Raw genomic sequence first — 18,070 nt, 5'->3', positions numbered from 1 at the left:
GGGTCCGGTAGGCGCAGCACACGGGTCTCGGGTGGCCCATCACGCTGCGTCGGACGCCGTGACGCGCTCACCGCTCGGGGTCGCGGGCCTCCGCTTCGTACACGTCGGGGACGCCGTCGGCGTCGGCGTCGACCCGCTCGCGCTCCTGGATCCGGCGGTGCACCGCGTTGCGGTACCGCAGCGTGATCGTCGCGAGCAGGGCGGCGAGCAGGGACGCCGTCAGCACCCCGATCTTCACGTGGTCGTCGGCCGCGCTCCCGGTCCCGAAGGCGAGCTCGCCGATGAGCAGGGAGACCGTGAAGCCGATCCCCGAGAGCAGCGCCAGGCCGAGCACGTCGGACCAGGCGAGATCCTCCGAGAGCTGCGCGCGCGTCACCCGCTGGACGAGCCAGGTGGCGCCGAAGATGCCGATCACCTTGCCGCCCACGAGGCCCGCGATGATCCCCCAGGTCACCGAGTCGGTGAACGCGGCGGTCAGCCCGCCGCCGACCACCGTCACCCCGGAGGCGAAGAACGCGAAGACCGGGACGGCGACGCCGGCGGACAGGGGGCGCCACCGGTGCTCGAAGTGTTCGGACAGCCCGGGACCGGGTCCCGCCGCGCGCCGGACGACGGGCACCGCGAAGCCCAGCAGGACGCCGGCGACGGTGGCGTGCACGCCGGACTCGTGCACGAGCACCCAGGTCAGGACGGCGAGCGGCAGCAGCAGCCACCACGACCGCACCCGTCGCTGGACGAGGACGGTGAAGAGGCCCAGCGGCAGCAGCGCCAGCAGCAGCGGGGTGATCGCCAGGTCCTCGGTGTAGAAGAAGGCGATGATCGTGATGGCGAGCAGGTCGTCCACCACGGCCAGCGTCAGCAGGAACGTGCGCAGCGCGTCCGGCAGGCACGACCCGATGAGCGCGAGCACCGAGAGCGCGAACGCGATGTCGGTGGCGGTGGGGATCGCCCACCCGGCCAGCCCCTCGCCGCCGAGGTTGATCACGGTGTAGATCACGGCCGGGGCCGCCATCCCGCCGACGGCCGCCGCCACCGGGAGCAGTGCCCGCGAGGGCGCCCGCAGGTCACCGGCCACGAACTCGCGCTTGAGCTCGAGGCCCGCGACGAAGAAGAAGATGGCGAGCAGGCCGTCCGCGGCCCACGTCGCGAGGGTCAGGTCGAGGTGCAGCGCGGCCGGGCCGATCCGCACCCCGGACAGGGTCGTGTACGCCTCCCGCCACGGGGAGTTGGCCCACAGCAGGGCGAGGGCCGCGGCGCCGACGAGGAGGATCCCCCCGACCGTCTCGCGCCGCAGGACGTCGGCGATCCGCGCCGTCTCGGGCCAGGAGCGGCGGGCGAAGAGGCGGGGCGTCGTCCGGGCCACGGATGATCCTCCGGCGGGCAGGCGTCAGGGACTGCCGACCAGACTTCCCGGCGCACCGGCGACGACCCTACGTGATGCCGCGGTTCCCCGGACCTGTCGTGTGCCTGTCGTTACCCCGGCTAACAGGTCGTGTTCGGGGGCGGGAGGACGGCGTCGGTGAGGTAGCGGTTCACCGCGTCGTCCACGCACGGCACGCCGTTGGTGTAGACCGTGTGGCCGTCGCCGCGGTAGGTGAGCAGCGCCGAGCCCGGGAGGCGGGAGGCCAGCGCGACGCTGTTCTGGTACGGCGTGGCCGGGTCGTTGGTGGTGCCCAGGATGAGCATCGGCGGTCCGGCGTAGTTCGTCAGCGGGGTGAGCGGCTGCTGCGGCGCCGGCCAGTCGGCGCAGGTCAGGCCGCTCACGAGCACGTTGCCGGAGAAGTGCGGCGCGCGCGCCTCGGTGGCGCGGGCCGAGTCGAACACCTGGGCGTCGTCGGTCGGCCAGGCGTTGTCGAGGCAGGTCACCGCGTTGTAGGTGTCGGAGTTGCTGCCCGCGAAGTAGGCGCTGGCCAGGCGGCGCAGGGGTGCGCCGTCGCCGCGGTCCGCGGCCGCCAGCGCCGACGCCAGCTGCGGCCAGCTCGACCGGCTGTAGAGCGGATAGACGACGCCGATCTCGAGCAGCCCCGGCGACAGCGGGCTGGTGCCGGCGACCGGCAGCGGGGCCGCGGTCACCCGGGCGCGCACGCGGTCGAGGGTGCCGATGGGGTCGGCGCGCACCGGGCAGGTCGGGTCGGTGCGGCACGCCGCGTCGAACTGGCGCAGCGAGTTCTCGAAGCTCTCCGCCTGCGCCGAGTCCAGGCCGGGCTTGGTCACGTCGACGACGCCGTCGAGCACGATCGTGCGCAGGCGTGTCGGGAAGAGCTGGGCGTAGGTCTGCCCGATCGCCGTGCCGTAGGAGAAGCCGAGGTAGCTGATGCGTTCCTCGCGCAGCGCCTCGCGGATGCGGTCCATGTCCTGGGCGACGTTGCGGGTGCCGAGGAACGGCAGCAGCTGCGGGTAGCGCTGCCCGCAGGCGGCGTCGTAGCGGTCGACCGCGTCGTTGGTCGCCGTCTCGTCGGCCGGGTCGCCCGGGTCCGGGTCGGCGAGGTAGGGGGTCTCCGGGCCGAGCGGGCAGCTCAGCCCCGTGCTCTGGCCGACGCCGCGCGGGTCGAAGCCGATGACGTCGAAGCGGTCGGTGACGGCGCGGGGCAGCACGTCGGCCTGGACGAGCTCGATGCCCGAGCCACCCGGTCCGCCGGGGTTGACGAGCAGCACCCCGGCGCGGGCGGCCGGGTTCGTGGCCGGGCGCTTCGCGATGGCGATCTGCATCGTCGGCCCGGCCGGGTTCGCGTAGTCGACGGGCACCGTGACCGACGCGCACTGCAGGCCGGCCTGGCACGGCCGGAAGTCCGGGGCGGCGCCCACGGCGCCGGGCGGCGGCGCCGACGGGGAGGCCGGGGCGTCCGAGCTCATCGGGATCGGCGGCACCGACGGCTCGGGGGCGCGGCCGCAGCCGGCCAGCGCGAGCGCGGCCGCGAGGGGCACGAGCAGCCGGAGGGCGCGGCGCGGCCGCGCGGGCCGGTCGTGACCGTCGTGCCGCTGCGCCATGAGCTCTCCCGCCGTCCGCCACCGCGCCCGGCTGCGCCGGGCGGCCCATCATGCCCGGCCGCTTGTCGCAACCTCGCACGGCTCCCGTCCCACCGTCCGTGACCATCGGATCACACGGCCGGGCCCGGCACGGAGGGTTGACGCCGGCCCGCACCGACGACCCCCGGGCCATGGACGCCAGTACGGGGTCCCGGACCGGACCGGGCCGTCCGATCGGAACCCGGTCGGTCGAGACCCCGCGTCGCGTCGTCCACGAGGTCGCCCACGAGCTGGTCCGCCCCGCCGACCTGCGGGCCCTGCGCACCGAGCTGGTCGCGTGGGTGCGGGCGACGTCGGCGGCACCGGCGACGTCCGCGTTCGCCGACCGTCTCGAGGACGTCGCGTCCGGCCTGTACGAGGCGCTGACGAACGTGGTCGACCACGCCTACACCGGCGGACCGGGGCCGATCCACCTGGTCGCCCGTCTGACGCTCTCCGACGGGGCGGAGCACGACGCGCCCGCGCACCCGTGGCTGGAGATCGAGGTGGCCGACCGCGGCGACTGGCGCCCCGCCGACGACGACCCCGGGCACCGCGGCCGCGGGCTCCTGCTGCTCTCCCAGGTCACCGACGGGCACGAGGTCGAGCGCGCGCCGGACGGCACCCGCGTGCGGCTGTGGTGGCACCGCCCACCGTGAGCTGGCTACGGTCGCGCACCATGAGGACACCCGAGCTCGTGCTCGTGCCCGCCCTGGTCGGGCTGCCGGCGGCGCAGGCGCACGAGGTCGCCATCACGGCCCGGGTGGTCGCCGTCGATCCCGACCCGGACACCCCGGCGACGGTGGAGGGCACGGTGACCGCCCAGCAGCCCGAGGCCGGCACGCGCGTGCCCGCGGGCGAGGCGGTGACGATCTGGGTGGAGCCCGACTCCGGCGGCGGGGGCGGCGGCAACGTGCCGCGCATCGAGCCGGACAAGCCGCTCGACGGCGCCGGGGCCAACTAGCGCGCCGATCAGACGGGAAGCCCCGCGAGGCGGCGGGTCGGGGGTCCACCGCCCCGCGGGGTCACCTGGTCTGTCGTCGCGCGGGAGAGCGGCGTTACGCGTGTCGGCGGACGGGGACCGGGAACACCTGCCGGGTCCCACCACCCCCGGAGGTGTCCGTCCGTGAAGATCGGCTACAAGCTCATCGCCGAGGCCTACTCGCCGACCGAGATGGTGCGCCAGTGTGTGCGCGCCGAGGAGGCCGGCTTCGACTTCGTCGAGATCTCCGACCACTACCACCCCTGGGTGTCCGAGCAGCAGCACTCGGGGTTCGCGTGGTCGATGCTCGCGGCGATGGCCGCGAAGACCGAGCGGATCGAGCTCGCCACCGGCGTGACCTGCCCGTTCATCCGCTACCACCCGGCGATCATCGCCCAGGCCGCGGCGACCACCCAGCTGCTCTCCGACGGGCGCTTCACCCTCGGCGTCGGGTCCGGCGAGCGGCTCAGCGAGCACGTCGTGGGCCACGGCTGGCCGAGCGTCAGCGTGCGGCACCAGATGTTCCGCGAGTCGCTGGAGATCATCCGGCTGCTGTGGCAGGGCGGGTACCAGAGCTACGAGGGCAAGCACCTCACGCTCGAGGACGCGCAGGTGTTCGACCTGCCCGAGACCCTCCCGAAGATCATCGTCGCGACCGGGGGGCCGCAGGCCTCGAAGCTCGCCGCCGAGGTCGGCGACGGCATCTTCGCCACCGAGCCCCGCGCCGACCTCATCGAGGCCTTCACCGGCGCCGGCGGCGACGGCCCGCGCTACACCGAGGTGCCGATGGCCTACGGCGCGACCGAGGACGAGGCCGCCGAGGAGGCCCGCCGGCTGTTCCGGTTCGGGATCACCGGCTGGAAGGTGCAGGCCGAGCTGCCCAACCCCGTCAACTTCGACGCCGCGACGGCCACCGTCACCGCCGACCACATGCGCGAGGCGTTCGCCTGCGGGCCGGACACCGACAGGCAGCTCGCGGTCGCGCAGCAGTTCGTCGACGCCGGCTACGACCACCTGGCACTGATCAACGCCGGGACGGACGTCGACGGCTTCTTCGACCACGTCGCGAAGGAGCTCGCCGAGCCGCTGCGGGCGCTGCGCCCCTCCTCCTGACCACGGGTCGTACCCTCGGTACGGGCCGCCGGAGGTCAACGGCCCGCGAGGGAGGAACAGGGATGACCGCGGTCAGCACCGCGCAGGCCGCCGACGCCACCGGCGACGACCCGCTGTCCCAGGCGCGGCGCCGCCGGACGTTCGCCGTGATCAGCCACCCGGACGCCGGCAAGTCGACGCTCACCGAGGCCCTCGCCCTGCACGCCGAGGTCATCTCGGCGGCCGGCGCCGTGCACGGCAAGGGCGGCCGCAAGGGCGTGACGTCCGACTGGATGGACATGGAGCGCGAGCGCGGCATCTCCGTGACGTCCGCGGTGCTCCAGTTCTCCTACCGCGACCAGGTGATCAACCTCCTCGACACCCCCGGCCACGGCGACTTCTCCGAGGACACCTACCGCGTGCTCGCCGCGGTCGACGCCGCGGTGATGCTGCTCGACGCGGCCAAGGGCCTGGAGCCGCAGACCCTCAAGCTCTTCGACGTCTGCCGTGACCGCGGCGTGCCGGTGCTGACGTTCGTCAACAAGTGGGACCGGCCGGGCCGCGAGCCGCTCGAGCTGCTCGACGAGGTGGAGCAGACGATCGGCCTGCGCCCGATGCCGATCACGTGGCCGGTGGGCATCGCGGGCGACCTGCACGGGCTCGTCGAGCGCGCCGACGGCACGATGCACCGCTTCACCCGGGCCGCGCACGGCGCGTCGCGGGCGACGGTCGAGGTGCTCGACCCGGAGACCGCGGCCGCCGAGGAGGGCCCGGACTGGGAGCGCGCCACCGAGGAGCTCGCGCTGCTCGACGAGATCGGCGCGGGCTACGACGAGGAGGCCTTCCAGGCCGGCACGGCGACCCCGGTGATGTTCGGCTCCGCGCTGTCGAACATCGGCGTCGCCCGCCTGCTCGACGCGCTCGTCGAGCTCGCGCCGCCGCCGGGGCCCCGGCCCGACCAGAAGGGCGACCCGCGGCCGGTCGACGCGCCCTTCTCCGGGCTGGTGTTCAAGGTGCAGGCGTCGATGGACAAGTCGCACCGCGACCGCGTCGCCTTCGTGCGCGTCTGCTCCGGACGCTTCGAGCGGGGCATGGTGCTCACCCACGACGCCACCGGGCGCCCGTTCGCCACGAAGTACGCGCAGGCGATGTTCGGGCGCGACCGGTCGACGATCGAGGAGGCGTTCCCGGGCGACATCGTCGGCCTGGTCAACGCCACCGCCCTGCGTCCCGGCGACACGCTGTGGGCCGAGGAGCCGGTGACCTTCCCGACGATCCCGAGCTTCGCCCCGGAGCACTTCGCGGTGTGCCGGGTGGCCGACATGTCGAAGACCAAGCAGTTCCGCAAGGGCGTCGAGCAGCTCGACTCCGAGGGCGTCATCCAGGTACTGTCCTCGGACCTGCGCGGCGACCAGGCGCCGGTGCTCGCGGCGGTGGGGCCGCTGCAGTTCGAGGTCGTGTCGGCCCGGCTCGCCGACGAGTTCGGGGCGCCGGTGAAGCTCGACCGCCTCGACTACCAGCTGGCCCGCGCCACCGACGCGGCCGGCGCGGAGGCGCTCAAGGGCGCGGTGGGCATCGAGGTGCTCACCCGCCGGCTCGACGGGCAGCTGCTGGCGCTCTTCCCGCACAAGTGGCGGCTGCAGGCGGTCGCGCAGAACAACCCGGATCTGCTGCTGGCGCCGCTGGTGGCGGACGCGCTCTAGGCCGGGAGTCTGCGGGGCGGGAGCGCCTCGTTGATCGTCCTGCTCGTCTCGTCCGGGTCGGGGACCTCGACGACGACGCGGTGGTACGGGTCGCCGCGCAGGTAGATGGCGAGCAGGTTCTCGGCGCGGCGGACCATCCACAGCTGCCGGCGCTCACCCACGCCGTAGGAGCCCGCGCGCAGGACGCGCGGCACGCTCACGCCCGGCAGGTGCACGCGCGGGCTGGCCGCCACGGCGTCGCGCCGGTGGAGCGTGCGGGCGAGCAGCACCCGGCTCAGCGGGAGGTACACCCCGCGACAGCAGGCCCAGACCCGGTCGGAACCGCTGAAGCGGACGACCACTCCGTCCGCGGTGACGCGGAGCTGGACCGGCATCTCTCACCTGTCTCGTCGCGGACCGGCCGCGCACCGTGGTCGGCGCGGCACTGGGACTCCTTCGACCCGCGATGATCGGGGGCGGGCGCGCGCCCGGCGACACGTCCGCCCCCGGAGCACCGCGGGAGCGCTCAGCTGAGGCGGTCGCTCTTCGACGCCGCCTCCTCGTAGGCGCGCTCGGTGGCGCGCTGGGCGTCCGCGAAACCCTTGGCGACGGCCTGGGTGCCGTCGGAGTGGGCGTCGCGCACGGCCTGCTCGGCGTCGCGCGCGGCCTGGGCCAGCGCACGCTCGGCCTCGGCGGCCGCGTCCGCCACCGAGGAACCGGTGTCGGCGCTCCCGGTGGCGGTGGTCGCGGTGCCGGCGGATCCTGCGGCGCCCGGCGTGGCGGCGGGTGACGGGGCGCCCGGAGCGGGCATGCTGCTGCCGCCCCGGACGTCGTCGCCGTCAGGGCGACGGTGCTGGGCAGACCGGTCACCCAGCTGCTCGTCGGACGCGACGTGACGGTCGGCGTCGTCGGTGGCGCTCACGGCACGACCTCCGGACTCTCGTTCGGAGTGCGGCGCGCCGGGCCCCTGGTGGACGCGGCACCCTGCCCCCCGATCGGCTTCGGTGCGCCGACCAGCATGGCAGGCGACGCCCCGAACGGCCCGCGCACCCTCCTCTCGCCGCAGGGCGGAAATCGCGGGTGACGTGCGCATCCGCCGGGTGGTGCGACGAGCGCCACCCGGACGGGGGAGCGACCCCCGCCGATCGGGCGGACGACGGCCCGGGCCCGGCGGGCATGATCCACGCGGACGCCCGGAGAGGGACCTACCGGGCGCACCGAGCCGCCCGGCGATGACACGATGGCGGCCGCGAGACGTGCGCGTGACCACCGGCCGACGGAGACGTGATGGACGCACCCGACCCGGGGACCACCGGTCCCCCGGTCCCCGAGCAGGCGCGCTTCTGCGTGCGCTGCGACGGGCCGGTGGGGCGGGGGCGGCACGGCCGGCCGGGTCCCGAGCGTGGCCGGTGCCCGTGGTGCGGCGCGGCCTACGACGTGCGTCCGGACCTTCCCGCCGGTCTCGAGCTGGCCGGTGCCGCGGGCCGCTACCGCATCCGCGCCCCGCTCGTACGGGGCGCGCGGGGCTGGTCGTACACCGCCACGCGCCTCGACGCGGGCGCGCTGGTCGTCCTCGGACGCCTCGAGGGCCCCGAGGGCCCGGCGGCGGGCGAGCTGGCCGTCACCGAGACCGGGGTGCTGCTCGGGCTCGACGTGCCCGGGCTGGTGCACGCGCGGGACGTCGTCGAGGCCGACGGGCGCGACGGGCGCGTGCGGCTGCTGGTGCTCGACCACGTGCCGGGCGAGCCGCTGTCCGCGCGCCGGCCGTGCCCGCCCGCCGAGGCCCTCGACGCGGTCCTCGGCGCGGTGGCCCCGGTGGCCGCCCTGCACACCCACGGGCTGCTGCACGCCGACCTCAACCCGAGCAACCTGCTCACGGGCCCGGACGGCATCACGGTGCTCGACCTCGGCAGCGTCCGGCGGGTCACCGACCGCACCAGCGACGTCTGGTCGACCTCGGGCTTCGTCGCCCCCGAGATCCACCCCGGCGGGCCCGGGCCCTCGGTGGCGTCCGAGGTGTTCGCCCTGGGGCGGACGCTCGCGGTGCTGCTCGCCGACTTCGACCACGCGCGCCGGCACGCGCTGCGCCTGCCCGACCCGGCCACGGTCCCGGTGCTGCGCGACGACCCCGAGCTGGTCGCGCTGCTCGACCGCGCGACCGATCCCGACCCCGCCCGGCGGCACCGCAGCGTCGAGGCGTTCGCCGCGGACGCCCGCCGGGTACGCGGCCGCTACACCGCCCGTGCGGGCGCGGAGGATGACCAGATCCCTGACGCCCGAGGAGCAGCGATCCCGTGACGGAGATGGCCGGGGGCTCCCCGACGCGCGGGACCGGGGACGCCGAGACCGGCGACGTCCCCCTGGTCGCGCGCACCGACCTGCGCGCCGAGCTCGCCGAGGGCGGCACCCCGCCCTGTCCGCAGTGCGGGGACACCGCGCCGCCGGCCGCGGACGGCGCCTGCGCGACCTGCGGCACCCACCGCCCCGCGCTGCGCGACCACGTCGAGCTGACGCTCGGCGACGCCGCCGCGGTCACCGACCGCGGGCTGCGCCGGCGGCGCAACGAGGACGCCGTCGAGCTCGGCCGGCGGCTCGACCGGGGCCTCGAGACCTGGGTCGCCGTCGTCTGTGACGGCGTGGCGTCCGCCCGCCGCGGTGACGAGGCCTCCCTGGTGGCGGTCGGCGCGGCCGTCGGGGCCGCCCTGGAGACCGCCGCCGCACCGGCCACCCCGCCGACCGGCTTCCCGGTGGTGTCCTCGACGCACGACACCGGCCCGATCCCGGTCGTCGGCGAGACCGAGCCCGACCCCGACACCCCGGGCCGCGCCGGGACCGGCGTCGGTGGCGAGCTCGACGCCCTGGCCACGGCCGCCTCCGCCGCGGCGGCGACCGCCGCGGCGGACCTCGGGCACGGCGGCGGTGACAGCCCCGCCTGCACCTACGTCGCGGCCGTCGTGCGCGGCGGCGACGCGGTGGTGTCGTGGGTCGGCGACAGCCGCGCCTACTGGCTGGCCGCTGACGGGTCGTCCCGCCTGCTGACCACCGACGACTCGTGGGCCGAGGAGATCGCCGCGGCCGGGATCATGTCGCGCGAGGAGGCCGCCCGCGACCGGCGCGCCCACGTCCTGACCCGCTGGCTGGGCCGCGACGCCCCCGGCGCCCCCGCGCGCACCCGCCGGGTGCAGGTCGGCGTACCCGGCCTGCTACTGCTGTGCAGCGACGGCCTGTGGAACCACCTGCCCGACCCCGACGTGCTGGCGCGGCTCGCCGCCCCCGCCCTCGGCGGTGACGTGCCCCCGCCGGTCCCCGGCGCCGAGGACGACGAGCTGGCGGGCCACGCCGTCCTGGCGGCCGCGACGGCGCTGCTCGCCGCCGCGCTGGACGACGGCGGCAGCGACAACGCGACGGTTGCGCTCGTCCCCGTCGTCCCGCCCGCCGACGCCGGCGACCGCCCGTCGGTGGCCGTCGACGCGCGCGGGCCCGACGAGCGCACCGGGCCCATCCCGCTCGACGGGCGCGGAGTGGTCGACCGGTGACCGGCGGGACCTCCGGCGCCGACGCCCCCGCGGCGACGGGTCCGGGGTCGTGGGTCGTCACGGTCTGGGCCGATCCCGACTACCACGAGCTCGTCCGTGCGCGGGAGACCGCGGGCTCGGCCTCGGTCGCCGCCGACTTCCCCACCACGCTCGCGCCGCGCGAGGTCGTCCTGCGCGGCGAGGAGGTGCGGGTCGGGCGGGCCGGCGCCCCGGCGGGCCAGGACCCGCCCGAGATCGACCTCAGCGGGCCGCCCCGCGATCCGGGCGTCTCGCACCTCCACGCCGTGCTGATGGCCCTGCCGCGCGACCGGTGGGTCGTCATCGACGCGGGCTCGACCAACGGCACGACGCTCAACTACGGCGAGGACCCGTTGGCGCCCGACACCCCCGTCGTGCTGTCGTCGGGCGACCGCATCCACGTCGGGGCGTGGACGACGCTGACGATCGAGCGCCGCTGACGCGCGTCAGTACCGGTCGGGCAGCGGGATGGGGCGGGTGACGGCGTCCACGAACGCGACCTCGGGCCGCGCCGGCTCGGGGACGCCGGTGAGCGTGCGGGTGATGAGGAAGCGCGCCGCGAGGAAGCTGACCGGCAGCGCCAGGCCGGCCGCGACGAGCGGGGCGAGGCGCTCGTCCACCCCGAGGTGCACGAGCCCGACGACCCCGACCGTCGTCGCCAGGATGTTGACCACCTGCGAGGCGGGGTAGAGCAGGAACCGCGTCCACGTCGGGCGGACCCGGAACGTGAAGCGGCAGTTGAGCAGGAACGACACCACCATCGCCGCGCCGAGCCCGACGACGTGCGCGGTCAGGTAGCCGGCGCGCGGGTGGACCAGCAGGTAGGTGCCGTAGTAGGTGGCGGCGTTGGCCAGCCCGACCAGCCCGTAGCGGACGAGGCCCGCGACGAGCTCGGCCAGCGGACGGGCCCGGGTGGTCACGCCGGGAGGGCCACGCCCGGCGCCGTGTAGACCGCGAGGCCGATGAGCACCACCCAGATGACGCCCAGCACCTGCAGGACGCGGTCGCCCAGGACGATCTCCTCGGGCTCGCCGCCGTTGCCGCCGTCGACGTCGACGGCGTAGCGCAGGACAGCGACGACGAACGGCACGATCGACACGATCGCCCAGGTGGAGGGGGCGCTGGGCAGGCGGCCCGGCATCGCCGTCACGCCGATGCCGAAGGCCCACAGGCCGTAGGCCATGATCACGACGGTGGCCGAGAGCGACCACACGAACCGCAGGTAGGACGCGGAGTAGCGCTCGAGCGACTTGCGGATCTTGGCGCCGGTGCGCTCGGAGAGGCGCATCTCGGCGTAGCGCTTGCCCGAGGCCATGAACAGCGAGCCGAAGGCCATCGTCAGCAGGAACCACGGCGAGAGGTACAGGCCCGCGGCGGCACCGCCGGCGATCGCCCGCATGAGGAAGCCCGAGGAGACGATGCAGATGTCGATGACGGGCTCGTGCTTGAGCCACAGGCAGTACGCCAGCTGCACCGCGATGTAGATCGCGGTGACGATCAGCAGGTTGGTGCTGGCCAGGAGGCTGACCCCGAGCGCGGCGGCGAAGAGCACGATGCCCGTGACGACCGCGAGGCTCGGCGGCACGATCCCCGCCGCGATCGGGCGGAAGCGCTTCTTCGGGTGCGCCCGGTCGGCCTCGACGTCCTTGGTGTCGTTGATCAGGTAGACGCCGGACGCGGCGAGCGAGAACGCGACGAACGCGAGGCCCACCGCGGGCAGCACGTCGAGGTCGAGCAGCTTGCCCGCGGCGAACGGCGCGGCGAGCACGAGGACGTTCTTGACCCACTGCCGCGGCCGCATCGCCTTGAGCAGCCCGAGCGGCACGGCCACCGGGCGGGGACGGCGCGCGGGTGCCTCCGCGGCGGACGGCTCGGGCTCGGGCGCGGGCACCGTCGCGTCCGCGGGCTCGGTGCTCGCCGCGTCGTCCTGCTGCCGGGCGGAGCCGGTGGGGGTCACGGGGGTCATGCGGTCCTCCAGCGGCCGACCGAGCCCCGGCGCACGGCCCGGCGCGCGCCGAGCGCGCACGCCGTCCCGAGCACCGAGCCCGCCAGCACGTCGGTCGGGTAGTGGACGCCCAGCACCAGGCGCGAGAGCGCCATGCCGGGCACGAGGAGGGTCGCCGCACCCGCTCCGGCGCCGCCGACGAGTCCCGCGTAGAGCAGGGCGGCGGCCGTGGTCGACGACGCGTGCGACGAGGGGAAGCTCAGCCGGCTGGGGGTGCCGACGTGCACCGCGACCCGGGGGTCGTGGGGCCGCCGGCGGCGCACCACGCGCTTGACGGCGATCGAGACGCCGTGCGCGGCGACGACGCCGCCCACCGCGGTGACCCACTGCCGCCGCCGGGGCGCGTCGAGCGCGGCCCCGAGGGCGCCGAGGGCGATCCAGCCGGCGGCGTGCTCGCCGAAGAACGACATCGCGCGGGCGGCGCCCACCACCGGCGGCGTGCCCAGGCGGCCCTGCACGGCCCGCAGGACCGCGACCTCGCCCCGGGCGGGCCCGACGGTCACGCCGGGTCCCTCGGCACGATCGAGCACGTGGTGGTCCCTCCTGATCGCGGAGATCGGTGTCGCCTGAGCGGATGCTACGCGGCCCTTGACAAGGGGCCCGCAGTGGTCCATCGCGCCACGCGGGCGGATGGTTCGAGCGGATCCCCTCGTGCGGGCGCTCAGAACCACCTCTCGAGGACGGACGCCACACCGTCGTCGAGGTTGCTCGCGGTGACCTCCTGCGCGACGCACAGCACATCCGCGTGGGCGTTGCCGACGGCCACGCCGTGCCCCGCCCAGCGCAGCATCGCCAGGTCGTTGGGCATGTCGCCGAACGCGACGACGTCGGCGGCGTGCACCCCGTGGTGCGCCGCGGCCCGCTCGAGACCCCGGGCCTTGGTCACGCCGCGGACGGCGCACTCGAGCAGCCCGCCGCCGGCCGAGTACGTCACGTCGACGAGGTGGCCGACCGCGGCCACCGCGGCGCGGGCCATGTCGTCGCTGCGGCGTGTCGGGTGGCGGGCGAGCACCTTGATGACCGGCTCGGCGAGCAGGTCGCCCGGTCCGACGTGGCGGTGGTCGGGCAGCGGCCAGGCGTGCACGTAGGCCGGGTCGGAGACGAACTGCTCCTCGCGGCGGTCGAACGCGCCGGCGCCGACGCGCTCGACGGCGATCCCGCAGCCCGGGACGGCCGCGCGCAGGCCGTCGACCACCGCCGCGAGCGTCTCGACGTCCAGCGTCTCGGCCGCGAGCACCCGGTCGGCGGCGGCGTCGTAGAGCACCGCGCCGTTGGCGGCGACGGTCAGCGGGTGCACGCCGAGGGCCTCGCACACCCGCGGGATCCACCGTGGTGGGCGACCGGTGGCGAGCACCAGCGGCACGCCGGCGTCGACCATGCGCGTGATGACGGCCCGGGTGCGCGGCGAGGGTCCGTCGTCCCCGAGCAGGGTCCCGTCCACGTCGCTGGCGACCAGCCGCGGTCTCTCCACCTCTCGAGACTATGACCTGCGGCGCCGGGTAACCGGCCGGCGATGACCACCATCGACGCGCTGCTCGACGAGGCCGGCCGCACGTTCGCCGACGAGGCCGGGATCACGCTGTCCGACGAGCCGGCGCCGCTGTACCGCCTGCTCGTGCTCAGCGTCCTGCTGTCCCGGCGGGTGCAGGCGCAGCTGGGCGTCCGGGCCTGCCGCGAGCTGATCGACGCCGGGCTCGGCACGCCAGAGCGCATGCGCGACGCCTCCTGGCAGGACCGCATCGACGTCCTGGCCCGGGCGCGGTACCGCAGCACCGAGCAGACGTCGACGGCGCTGGGCGAGGGCGCGCAGCTGGTGCTCGACGAGTGGGGCGGCGACCTGCGCCGGATGCGGGAGGCCGCCGGCGGCGACGCCGGGACCCTGCAGGGCTACCTGACGCAGGTGCCGCGGCTGGGGCCGGTCGGCGCCGACATCTTCACCCGCGAGGTCCAGGCGGTGTGGCCGGAGTTCCGCCCGCACCTCGACGCCCGGGCGCTCGCCGGCGCGAAGGCGCTCGGCCTGTCGCAGGACCCGGCCGAGCTCGCCGACCAGGTCGACGGGGACGACCTCGCCCGCCTCGCCGCGGCCCTCGTGCGCGCCGACCGCGAGGAGCAGGTCCGCGAGGACGTGCTCGACGACTAGCCGACCGCGCCCTGGGGCTGGACCCCGGCGTAGCCCTCCCCCGCCAGCGTCGGGCCGCGCGCCCAGCCGGACTGCGAGCGCTCGACGGTGCTGACGCCGTACCGGCCGGTGGGTAGGTCGCGGAACACGAGGTCGATCCGGCCCCACGGCTTCGCGGGCTCGCGGCCCGGCGCGACGGCCGTGGCGAGGCGGACGTACGTCGCCCCCACGGTGTCGAGGCGCCACACGCCCGCGCGGTTCTGGCTGTCCTGCAGGCCGTAGTAGGCGTTGGTGAGGTCCTCGTCGGCGTGGATGCGGACCGTCGAGGGCGGGGCGAGGCCGTCGTGCGAGGCAACCTGGTCGACGCACGGCCAGAGCACGGCCGACATCTGGTCGACCAGCACCGGCTGGCCCGCCAGCAGCGGCGCGACCGGCTGCGGGCGGGCGAGGAACGGCTGGGCGACGGCGAGCCGGTCGGTGCCGCGGGTGCCGGTGCTGTCGATCACGACCCGCACGAACGTGGGATCCCCGGGCGCGTCGACGAGCGACACCGGCCGCTGCTGCCAGGTGCGCTCGTCGGCCTGCGGCAGGTAGTCGATCGACGTCCGCCCCAGCACGCGGGGCGCGGCCGCGGCACCGTCGCCGAACTCGACCGACACCCGCTCGTCGGGCGGCCCGGACTCGAGCATCGGCACGACGACGTCGGTCGCCCCGGTGCCGGCCGGCACCGGGTACCAGCCCGTGACCAGCGTCCCGCGGCCGCTGGAGTCGTCGGTGACGTCGTGCCAGACCTCGCCGAGGCCGGGTACCGGGTTCGGTGGTGGCTCGACGGCGCCGTCGACGAAGTCGCCGGTGGTGCGGGCCGGTCCGACCGGGGCGCCGAGGGGCGTCGGCGTGGGCAGCAGCGCGGTGACGTTGTCCTCGAGCCCGCAGCCCGCGCGGACGACGTCCTTGGCGTTGCCGAGCGCCACCGTCCAGCCGGGGTACTGGCGTGCCGGGGCCAGCACCATCACCGCGACGAGCCCGACGACGACGCTGGTGGCGGCGACCGCGAGCAGCGCACGGTCCGGCGCGGGCCGCGGCAGCGACCGCTTCGGCCAGCGCTTGAGCGACCAGTGGGCCCACACCGACGCGAGCAGCGCGACAGCCACCCAGACGAGCGGGTTGCGCAGGAAGATCGGCCCGAGGTGTGGCGCGAGCAGGTTCTGGCTCAGCGGCGTCGGGTAGGGGTTGGCGTGGTCGCCGAAGAACTGGCCGCGGTCGGTGTACGGGCGCCAGAGGTTCCAGCCCGCGTAGCTCACCGACGTCGCGATGACGAGCACGGCGACGCCGCCGACGGTGGCCAGGGCGCGGTCGTGGCGCGGCATCGGGCCCCGCAGGAGGGCGAGCGCGATGAGCACGGTGCCCGAGGCGGCGATCGCCGGGAAGTGCAGCACCCACTTGGTCGGGCTCACCGCGACGAGCACGAAGGCGAGCGCCGTCGTCGCCGCGGCGTGCAGCAGGACGCGGCGCAGGGCGTCGTCCTCCGGCCCGCTGCGTCCGCTGCCCGCGGCCACCAGCAGCATCAGCCCGAGCGTGATGAGGATCGGAGCCCGCTGGGCCCACGGCGTCCGGCCCGGTCCGAGCAGGGTCTGGTAGTGGACGAGCTCGTCGTACCAGGGGACGGTGTCGTAGTAGTACGCGTGCACCGCGGACGCCTCGAGGACGTCACCGAGGGACGCGTCGGCGAACGCCACCGGGATGGCCACCGTGGCCGCGGCGGCGAGCACGAGCAGGTAGGTCACCTGGTCGCGCCGGGGCATCGCCAGCAGGCTCGGCCAGGCGCGCGGGATCTCCACGAGCAGCGGGGCGATGGCCACCACGCCGGTCGGCGAGCAGGCGATCGCCAGGGCCGCCGCCATGATCGCGATGACGTAGAGGAACGGCGTGCCGCGGTCGCGGGCCAGCTCGACGAGCAGGAACACCACGACCGAGAGCAGCACGATCAGCGGCTCGGGGCGCAGCGTCAGCCCGAACGGCAGCCACCACAGCAGGTGGGCCAGCGCGAGCGCCCAGGGCACCCAGGCCCGCCGCACGGCCGTCCGTCGTGAGATCAGCACGAAGAACGTGCGCAGCAGCGCCCACGTCAGCAGGCCGTAGAGCAGGGGCAGGCAGCGCTGCCAGACCAGTCCCCAGCCACCGATCGCGCCCCACGCCTGCATCGCGTACTGCGAGGCGACGAAGGGGTTCTCGGTGACGTTGAACATGTAGACGGCGTTGCCGATGTAGCCCGCCTCGCCGGCGTCGCGCGCCATGAGCGGGTACCAGCTGTCGTCGAAGTTCATCGGCGCGACGAGCACCCAGCCCGCCGACAGGGCGACCACCAGGCCGTCGGCCCACGACAGGTGTCGTCGCAGCCGCCCGGGCCAGGCCCGCGGGCCGAGCCAGCCGCGGGCGCGCCGCCAGCTGCCGCGCCGGTAGACGAGCACCAGCAGGACCGCCAGCGCCCCGAGGTGCGCCACGAGCAGCACCGTCTTGAGCACGCCGGGCGAGGAGTCGTAGCGGTCGTCGGTGCGGACCGACACCGCGAGTCCGGCCGTCGCCGGGGTGCCGTCGGTGCTGGTGGTGAGCTCGGCGATCCGCGGCGGCAGGACGTCGGCGCAGGCACCGCAGGCCAGGGGCAGCCGCACGCCGCCCTGGGTGACGCGCAGCCCGGCCTCGTCGACGGTGATGCCCACACCGCAGTCGCCGGCGGGCAGCAGCCCGGCGGCGACCGTCTGCCCCGAGACGACGAGGCTCGCCAGCCCGCCACCCGAGCTGAGCACCAACCCGCCGTTGGCGGGGTTGCCGGGGAGGGTGCGCAGGACGTCGCCGCCGGCGCGGAGCGCGGTGCACGGCACGGTCGCGGTGAAGCCCAGGGGCCGGGGCGGGTTGAGCGCGAGCTGGGTGGACACCGGCGCGCCGGGCGTCGCCGCCGGGGCGGGCCACGTGACCGTCGTGTCCTGCACCGTGACCGGGGCGAGCGGGATGGCGATCCCGAGCACGAGGGTGATCAGGGCCCAGACGAGGACCGTGCGACCGCCGGGGTGGGCCGCCGCGTCGGCGGGATCATCCTGGGGAGAGGCCGTCCGGTCGGCGTGCGCCAGCGCGGTCACCACGCGCTCCGGGGGCGGGTGACCACGGGTGGGGTCGACCGGGGAGAAGGCACCAGGACGGAGCGTAGGTCGTCAGGACCCCGTGAAGGGGGTGGGGTGGACGCGTGTCCCCGCACCTCGATGTGGTGGTGGCTGCTCTCCACGTCGATCTTCCGAGAGTGTCAGCAGCGCTGTCCGGCTCAGAACGGTGGTGGGTCGTCGGCGGCGTGGACGGCGGGTGCGGTGACCTCGGGCTCGGCGAGCCCTGTGGTGCGTCGGTAGCGGGCGCGCCAGTCGGGGTGGTCGTCGTCGGTCCAGACCGGACCGTCGTCGGGCAGCGGGCGTGGGGTGGCGGCGGGTCGGGGCGCGACGGGTTCGTGGAGGATCTTTCGGGGTCTGGTGGTGTGGTGGATGCCGGCGCGGGTGCGCCACCAGAAGAGGCCCGGCGCGGGTTGATGGAGGGTCCAGCCGCCGTGGTGTTTGGCGCGGTGGTGGTGGCGGTCGAGCACGCCGAGGT

Annotated in this window: 18 protein-coding genes; 8 read left to right on the top strand and 10 right to left on the bottom strand. The window is 75.7% G+C overall.

What is annotated here, in order from left to right:
• Positions 1 to 67: 67 nt before the first annotated feature.
• Positions 68 to 1,363: a Na+/H+ antiporter NhaA gene (nhaA, locus tag ABD994_RS22925; protein ID WP_345420701.1), complete on the bottom strand. Its 1,296-nt coding sequence runs from the start codon at positions 1,361 to 1,363 to the stop codon at positions 68 to 70.
• 119 nt (positions 1,364 to 1,482) lie between these two features.
• Positions 1,483 to 2,988 carry an alpha/beta hydrolase gene (locus ABD994_RS22920; protein WP_345420698.1) on the bottom strand — a complete coding sequence of 502 codons (1,506 nt, stop codon included), beginning with the start codon at positions 2,986 to 2,988 and terminating at the stop codon, positions 1,483 to 1,485.
• A 170-nt stretch (positions 2,989 to 3,158) separates the two neighbouring features.
• Here ABD994_RS22920 and ABD994_RS22915 point away from each other — a divergent pair, with 170 nt between their 5' ends.
• From ABD994_RS22915 to ABD994_RS22900, 4 genes are all read left to right on the top strand, one after another.
• Complete coding sequence (locus ABD994_RS22915) at positions 3,159 to 3,665, top strand: ATP-binding protein (RefSeq protein WP_345420695.1); 507 nt, start codon at positions 3,159 to 3,161, stop codon at positions 3,663 to 3,665.
• Between the two features lie 20 nt (positions 3,666 to 3,685).
• Complete coding sequence (locus ABD994_RS22910; RefSeq protein ID WP_345420692.1) at positions 3,686 to 3,970, top strand: PASTA domain-containing protein; 285 nt, start codon at positions 3,686 to 3,688, stop codon at positions 3,968 to 3,970.
• A 162-nt stretch (positions 3,971 to 4,132) separates the two neighbouring features.
• Positions 4,133 to 5,101: a TIGR03557 family F420-dependent LLM class oxidoreductase gene (locus tag ABD994_RS22905; protein WP_345420689.1), complete on the top strand. Its 969-nt coding sequence runs from the start codon at positions 4,133 to 4,135 to the stop codon at positions 5,099 to 5,101.
• A 62-nt stretch (positions 5,102 to 5,163) separates the two neighbouring features.
• Positions 5,164 to 6,783, top strand: a complete 1,620-nt coding sequence (locus ABD994_RS22900) for a peptide chain release factor 3 (protein WP_345420686.1) — start codon at positions 5,164 to 5,166, stop codon at positions 6,781 to 6,783.
• Here the strand turns inward: ABD994_RS22900 and ABD994_RS22895 are convergent.
• The gene (locus tag ABD994_RS22895; RefSeq protein WP_345420683.1) at positions 6,780 to 7,157 is read right to left on the bottom strand and encodes a hypothetical protein; all 378 of its coding nucleotides are present in this window, start codon (positions 7,155 to 7,157) and stop codon (positions 6,780 to 6,782) included. The two genes, ABD994_RS22900 and ABD994_RS22895, sit on opposite strands and share 4 nt — an antisense overlap.
• Before the next feature lie 131 nt (positions 7,158 to 7,288).
• A complete protein-coding gene (locus tag ABD994_RS22890; RefSeq protein WP_345420680.1) occupies positions 7,289 to 7,684 on the bottom strand; it encodes a hypothetical protein in 396 nt (131 codons plus the stop codon).
• A 365-nt stretch (positions 7,685 to 8,049) separates the two neighbouring features.
• Here ABD994_RS22890 and ABD994_RS22885 point away from each other — a divergent pair, with 365 nt between their 5' ends.
• The 3 genes from ABD994_RS22885 to ABD994_RS22875 are packed head-to-tail and all read left to right on the top strand — an operon-like array spanning position 8,050 to position 10,756.
• On the top strand, positions 8,050 to 9,060 hold the full coding sequence (locus ABD994_RS22885) for a protein kinase domain-containing protein (protein ID WP_345420677.1): 1,011 nt from the start codon (positions 8,050 to 8,052) through the stop codon (positions 9,058 to 9,060).
• A gap of 5 nt (positions 9,061 to 9,065) precedes the next feature.
• Positions 9,066 to 10,298 (top strand): PP2C family protein-serine/threonine phosphatase, encoded by a 1,233-nt coding sequence (locus ABD994_RS22880; protein WP_345420810.1) that lies wholly within the window; start codon positions 9,066 to 9,068, stop codon positions 10,296 to 10,298.
• Positions 10,295 to 10,756 (top strand): FHA domain-containing protein, encoded by a 462-nt coding sequence (locus tag ABD994_RS22875; RefSeq protein WP_345420674.1) that lies wholly within the window; start codon positions 10,295 to 10,297, stop codon positions 10,754 to 10,756. The genes ABD994_RS22880 and ABD994_RS22875 overlap by 4 nt, the downstream gene beginning before the upstream one ends.
• 6 nt (positions 10,757 to 10,762) lie before the next feature.
• On the opposite strand, the gene ABD994_RS22870 is transcribed toward ABD994_RS22875, so the two are convergent.
• From ABD994_RS22870 to ABD994_RS22855, 4 genes are all read right to left on the bottom strand, one after another.
• Complete coding sequence (locus ABD994_RS22870) at positions 10,763 to 11,236, bottom strand: GtrA family protein (RefSeq protein ID WP_345420671.1); 474 nt, start codon at positions 11,234 to 11,236, stop codon at positions 10,763 to 10,765.
• Complete coding sequence (locus tag ABD994_RS22865) at positions 11,233 to 12,282, bottom strand: decaprenyl-phosphate phosphoribosyltransferase (RefSeq protein WP_345420668.1); 1,050 nt, start codon at positions 12,280 to 12,282, stop codon at positions 11,233 to 11,235. The genes ABD994_RS22870 and ABD994_RS22865 overlap by 4 nt, the downstream gene beginning before the upstream one ends.
• Entirely contained in the window at positions 12,279 to 12,824 is a 546-nt protein-coding gene (locus tag ABD994_RS22860; protein WP_345420665.1) for a phosphatase PAP2 family protein, read from the bottom strand. The genes ABD994_RS22865 and ABD994_RS22860 overlap by 4 nt, the downstream gene beginning before the upstream one ends.
• A gap of 158 nt (positions 12,825 to 12,982) precedes the next feature.
• Positions 12,983 to 13,792 (bottom strand): HAD family hydrolase, encoded by an 810-nt coding sequence (locus ABD994_RS22855; RefSeq protein ID WP_345420662.1) that lies wholly within the window; start codon positions 13,790 to 13,792, stop codon positions 12,983 to 12,985.
• A 42-nt stretch (positions 13,793 to 13,834) separates the two neighbouring features.
• Here ABD994_RS22855 and ABD994_RS22850 point away from each other — a divergent pair, with 42 nt between their 5' ends.
• Entirely contained in the window at positions 13,835 to 14,461 is a 627-nt protein-coding gene (locus ABD994_RS22850; RefSeq protein WP_345420659.1) for an endonuclease, read from the top strand.
• On the opposite strand, the gene ABD994_RS22845 is transcribed toward ABD994_RS22850, so the two are convergent.
• Together ABD994_RS22845 and ABD994_RS22840 are read right to left on the bottom strand one after the other, a co-directional pair.
• Positions 14,458 to 17,574 carry an arabinosyltransferase domain-containing protein gene (locus tag ABD994_RS22845; RefSeq protein ID WP_345420656.1) on the bottom strand — a complete coding sequence of 1,039 codons (3,117 nt, stop codon included), beginning with the start codon at positions 17,572 to 17,574 and terminating at the stop codon, positions 14,458 to 14,460. The genes ABD994_RS22850 and ABD994_RS22845 overlap by 4 nt on opposite strands.
• A gap of 179 nt (positions 17,575 to 17,753) precedes the next feature.
• The coding region (locus ABD994_RS22840; protein WP_345420650.1) for a hypothetical protein at positions 17,754 to 18,070 on the bottom strand (317 nt) is incomplete at its 5' end.

This window comes from Actinomycetospora chlora (assembly GCF_039542135.1).
In the GTDB taxonomy this organism is placed as follows: Bacteria; Actinomycetota; Actinomycetes; order Mycobacteriales; family Pseudonocardiaceae; genus Actinomycetospora; species Actinomycetospora chlora.
This window is presented reverse-complemented; position numbering and strand designations above follow the sequence as displayed.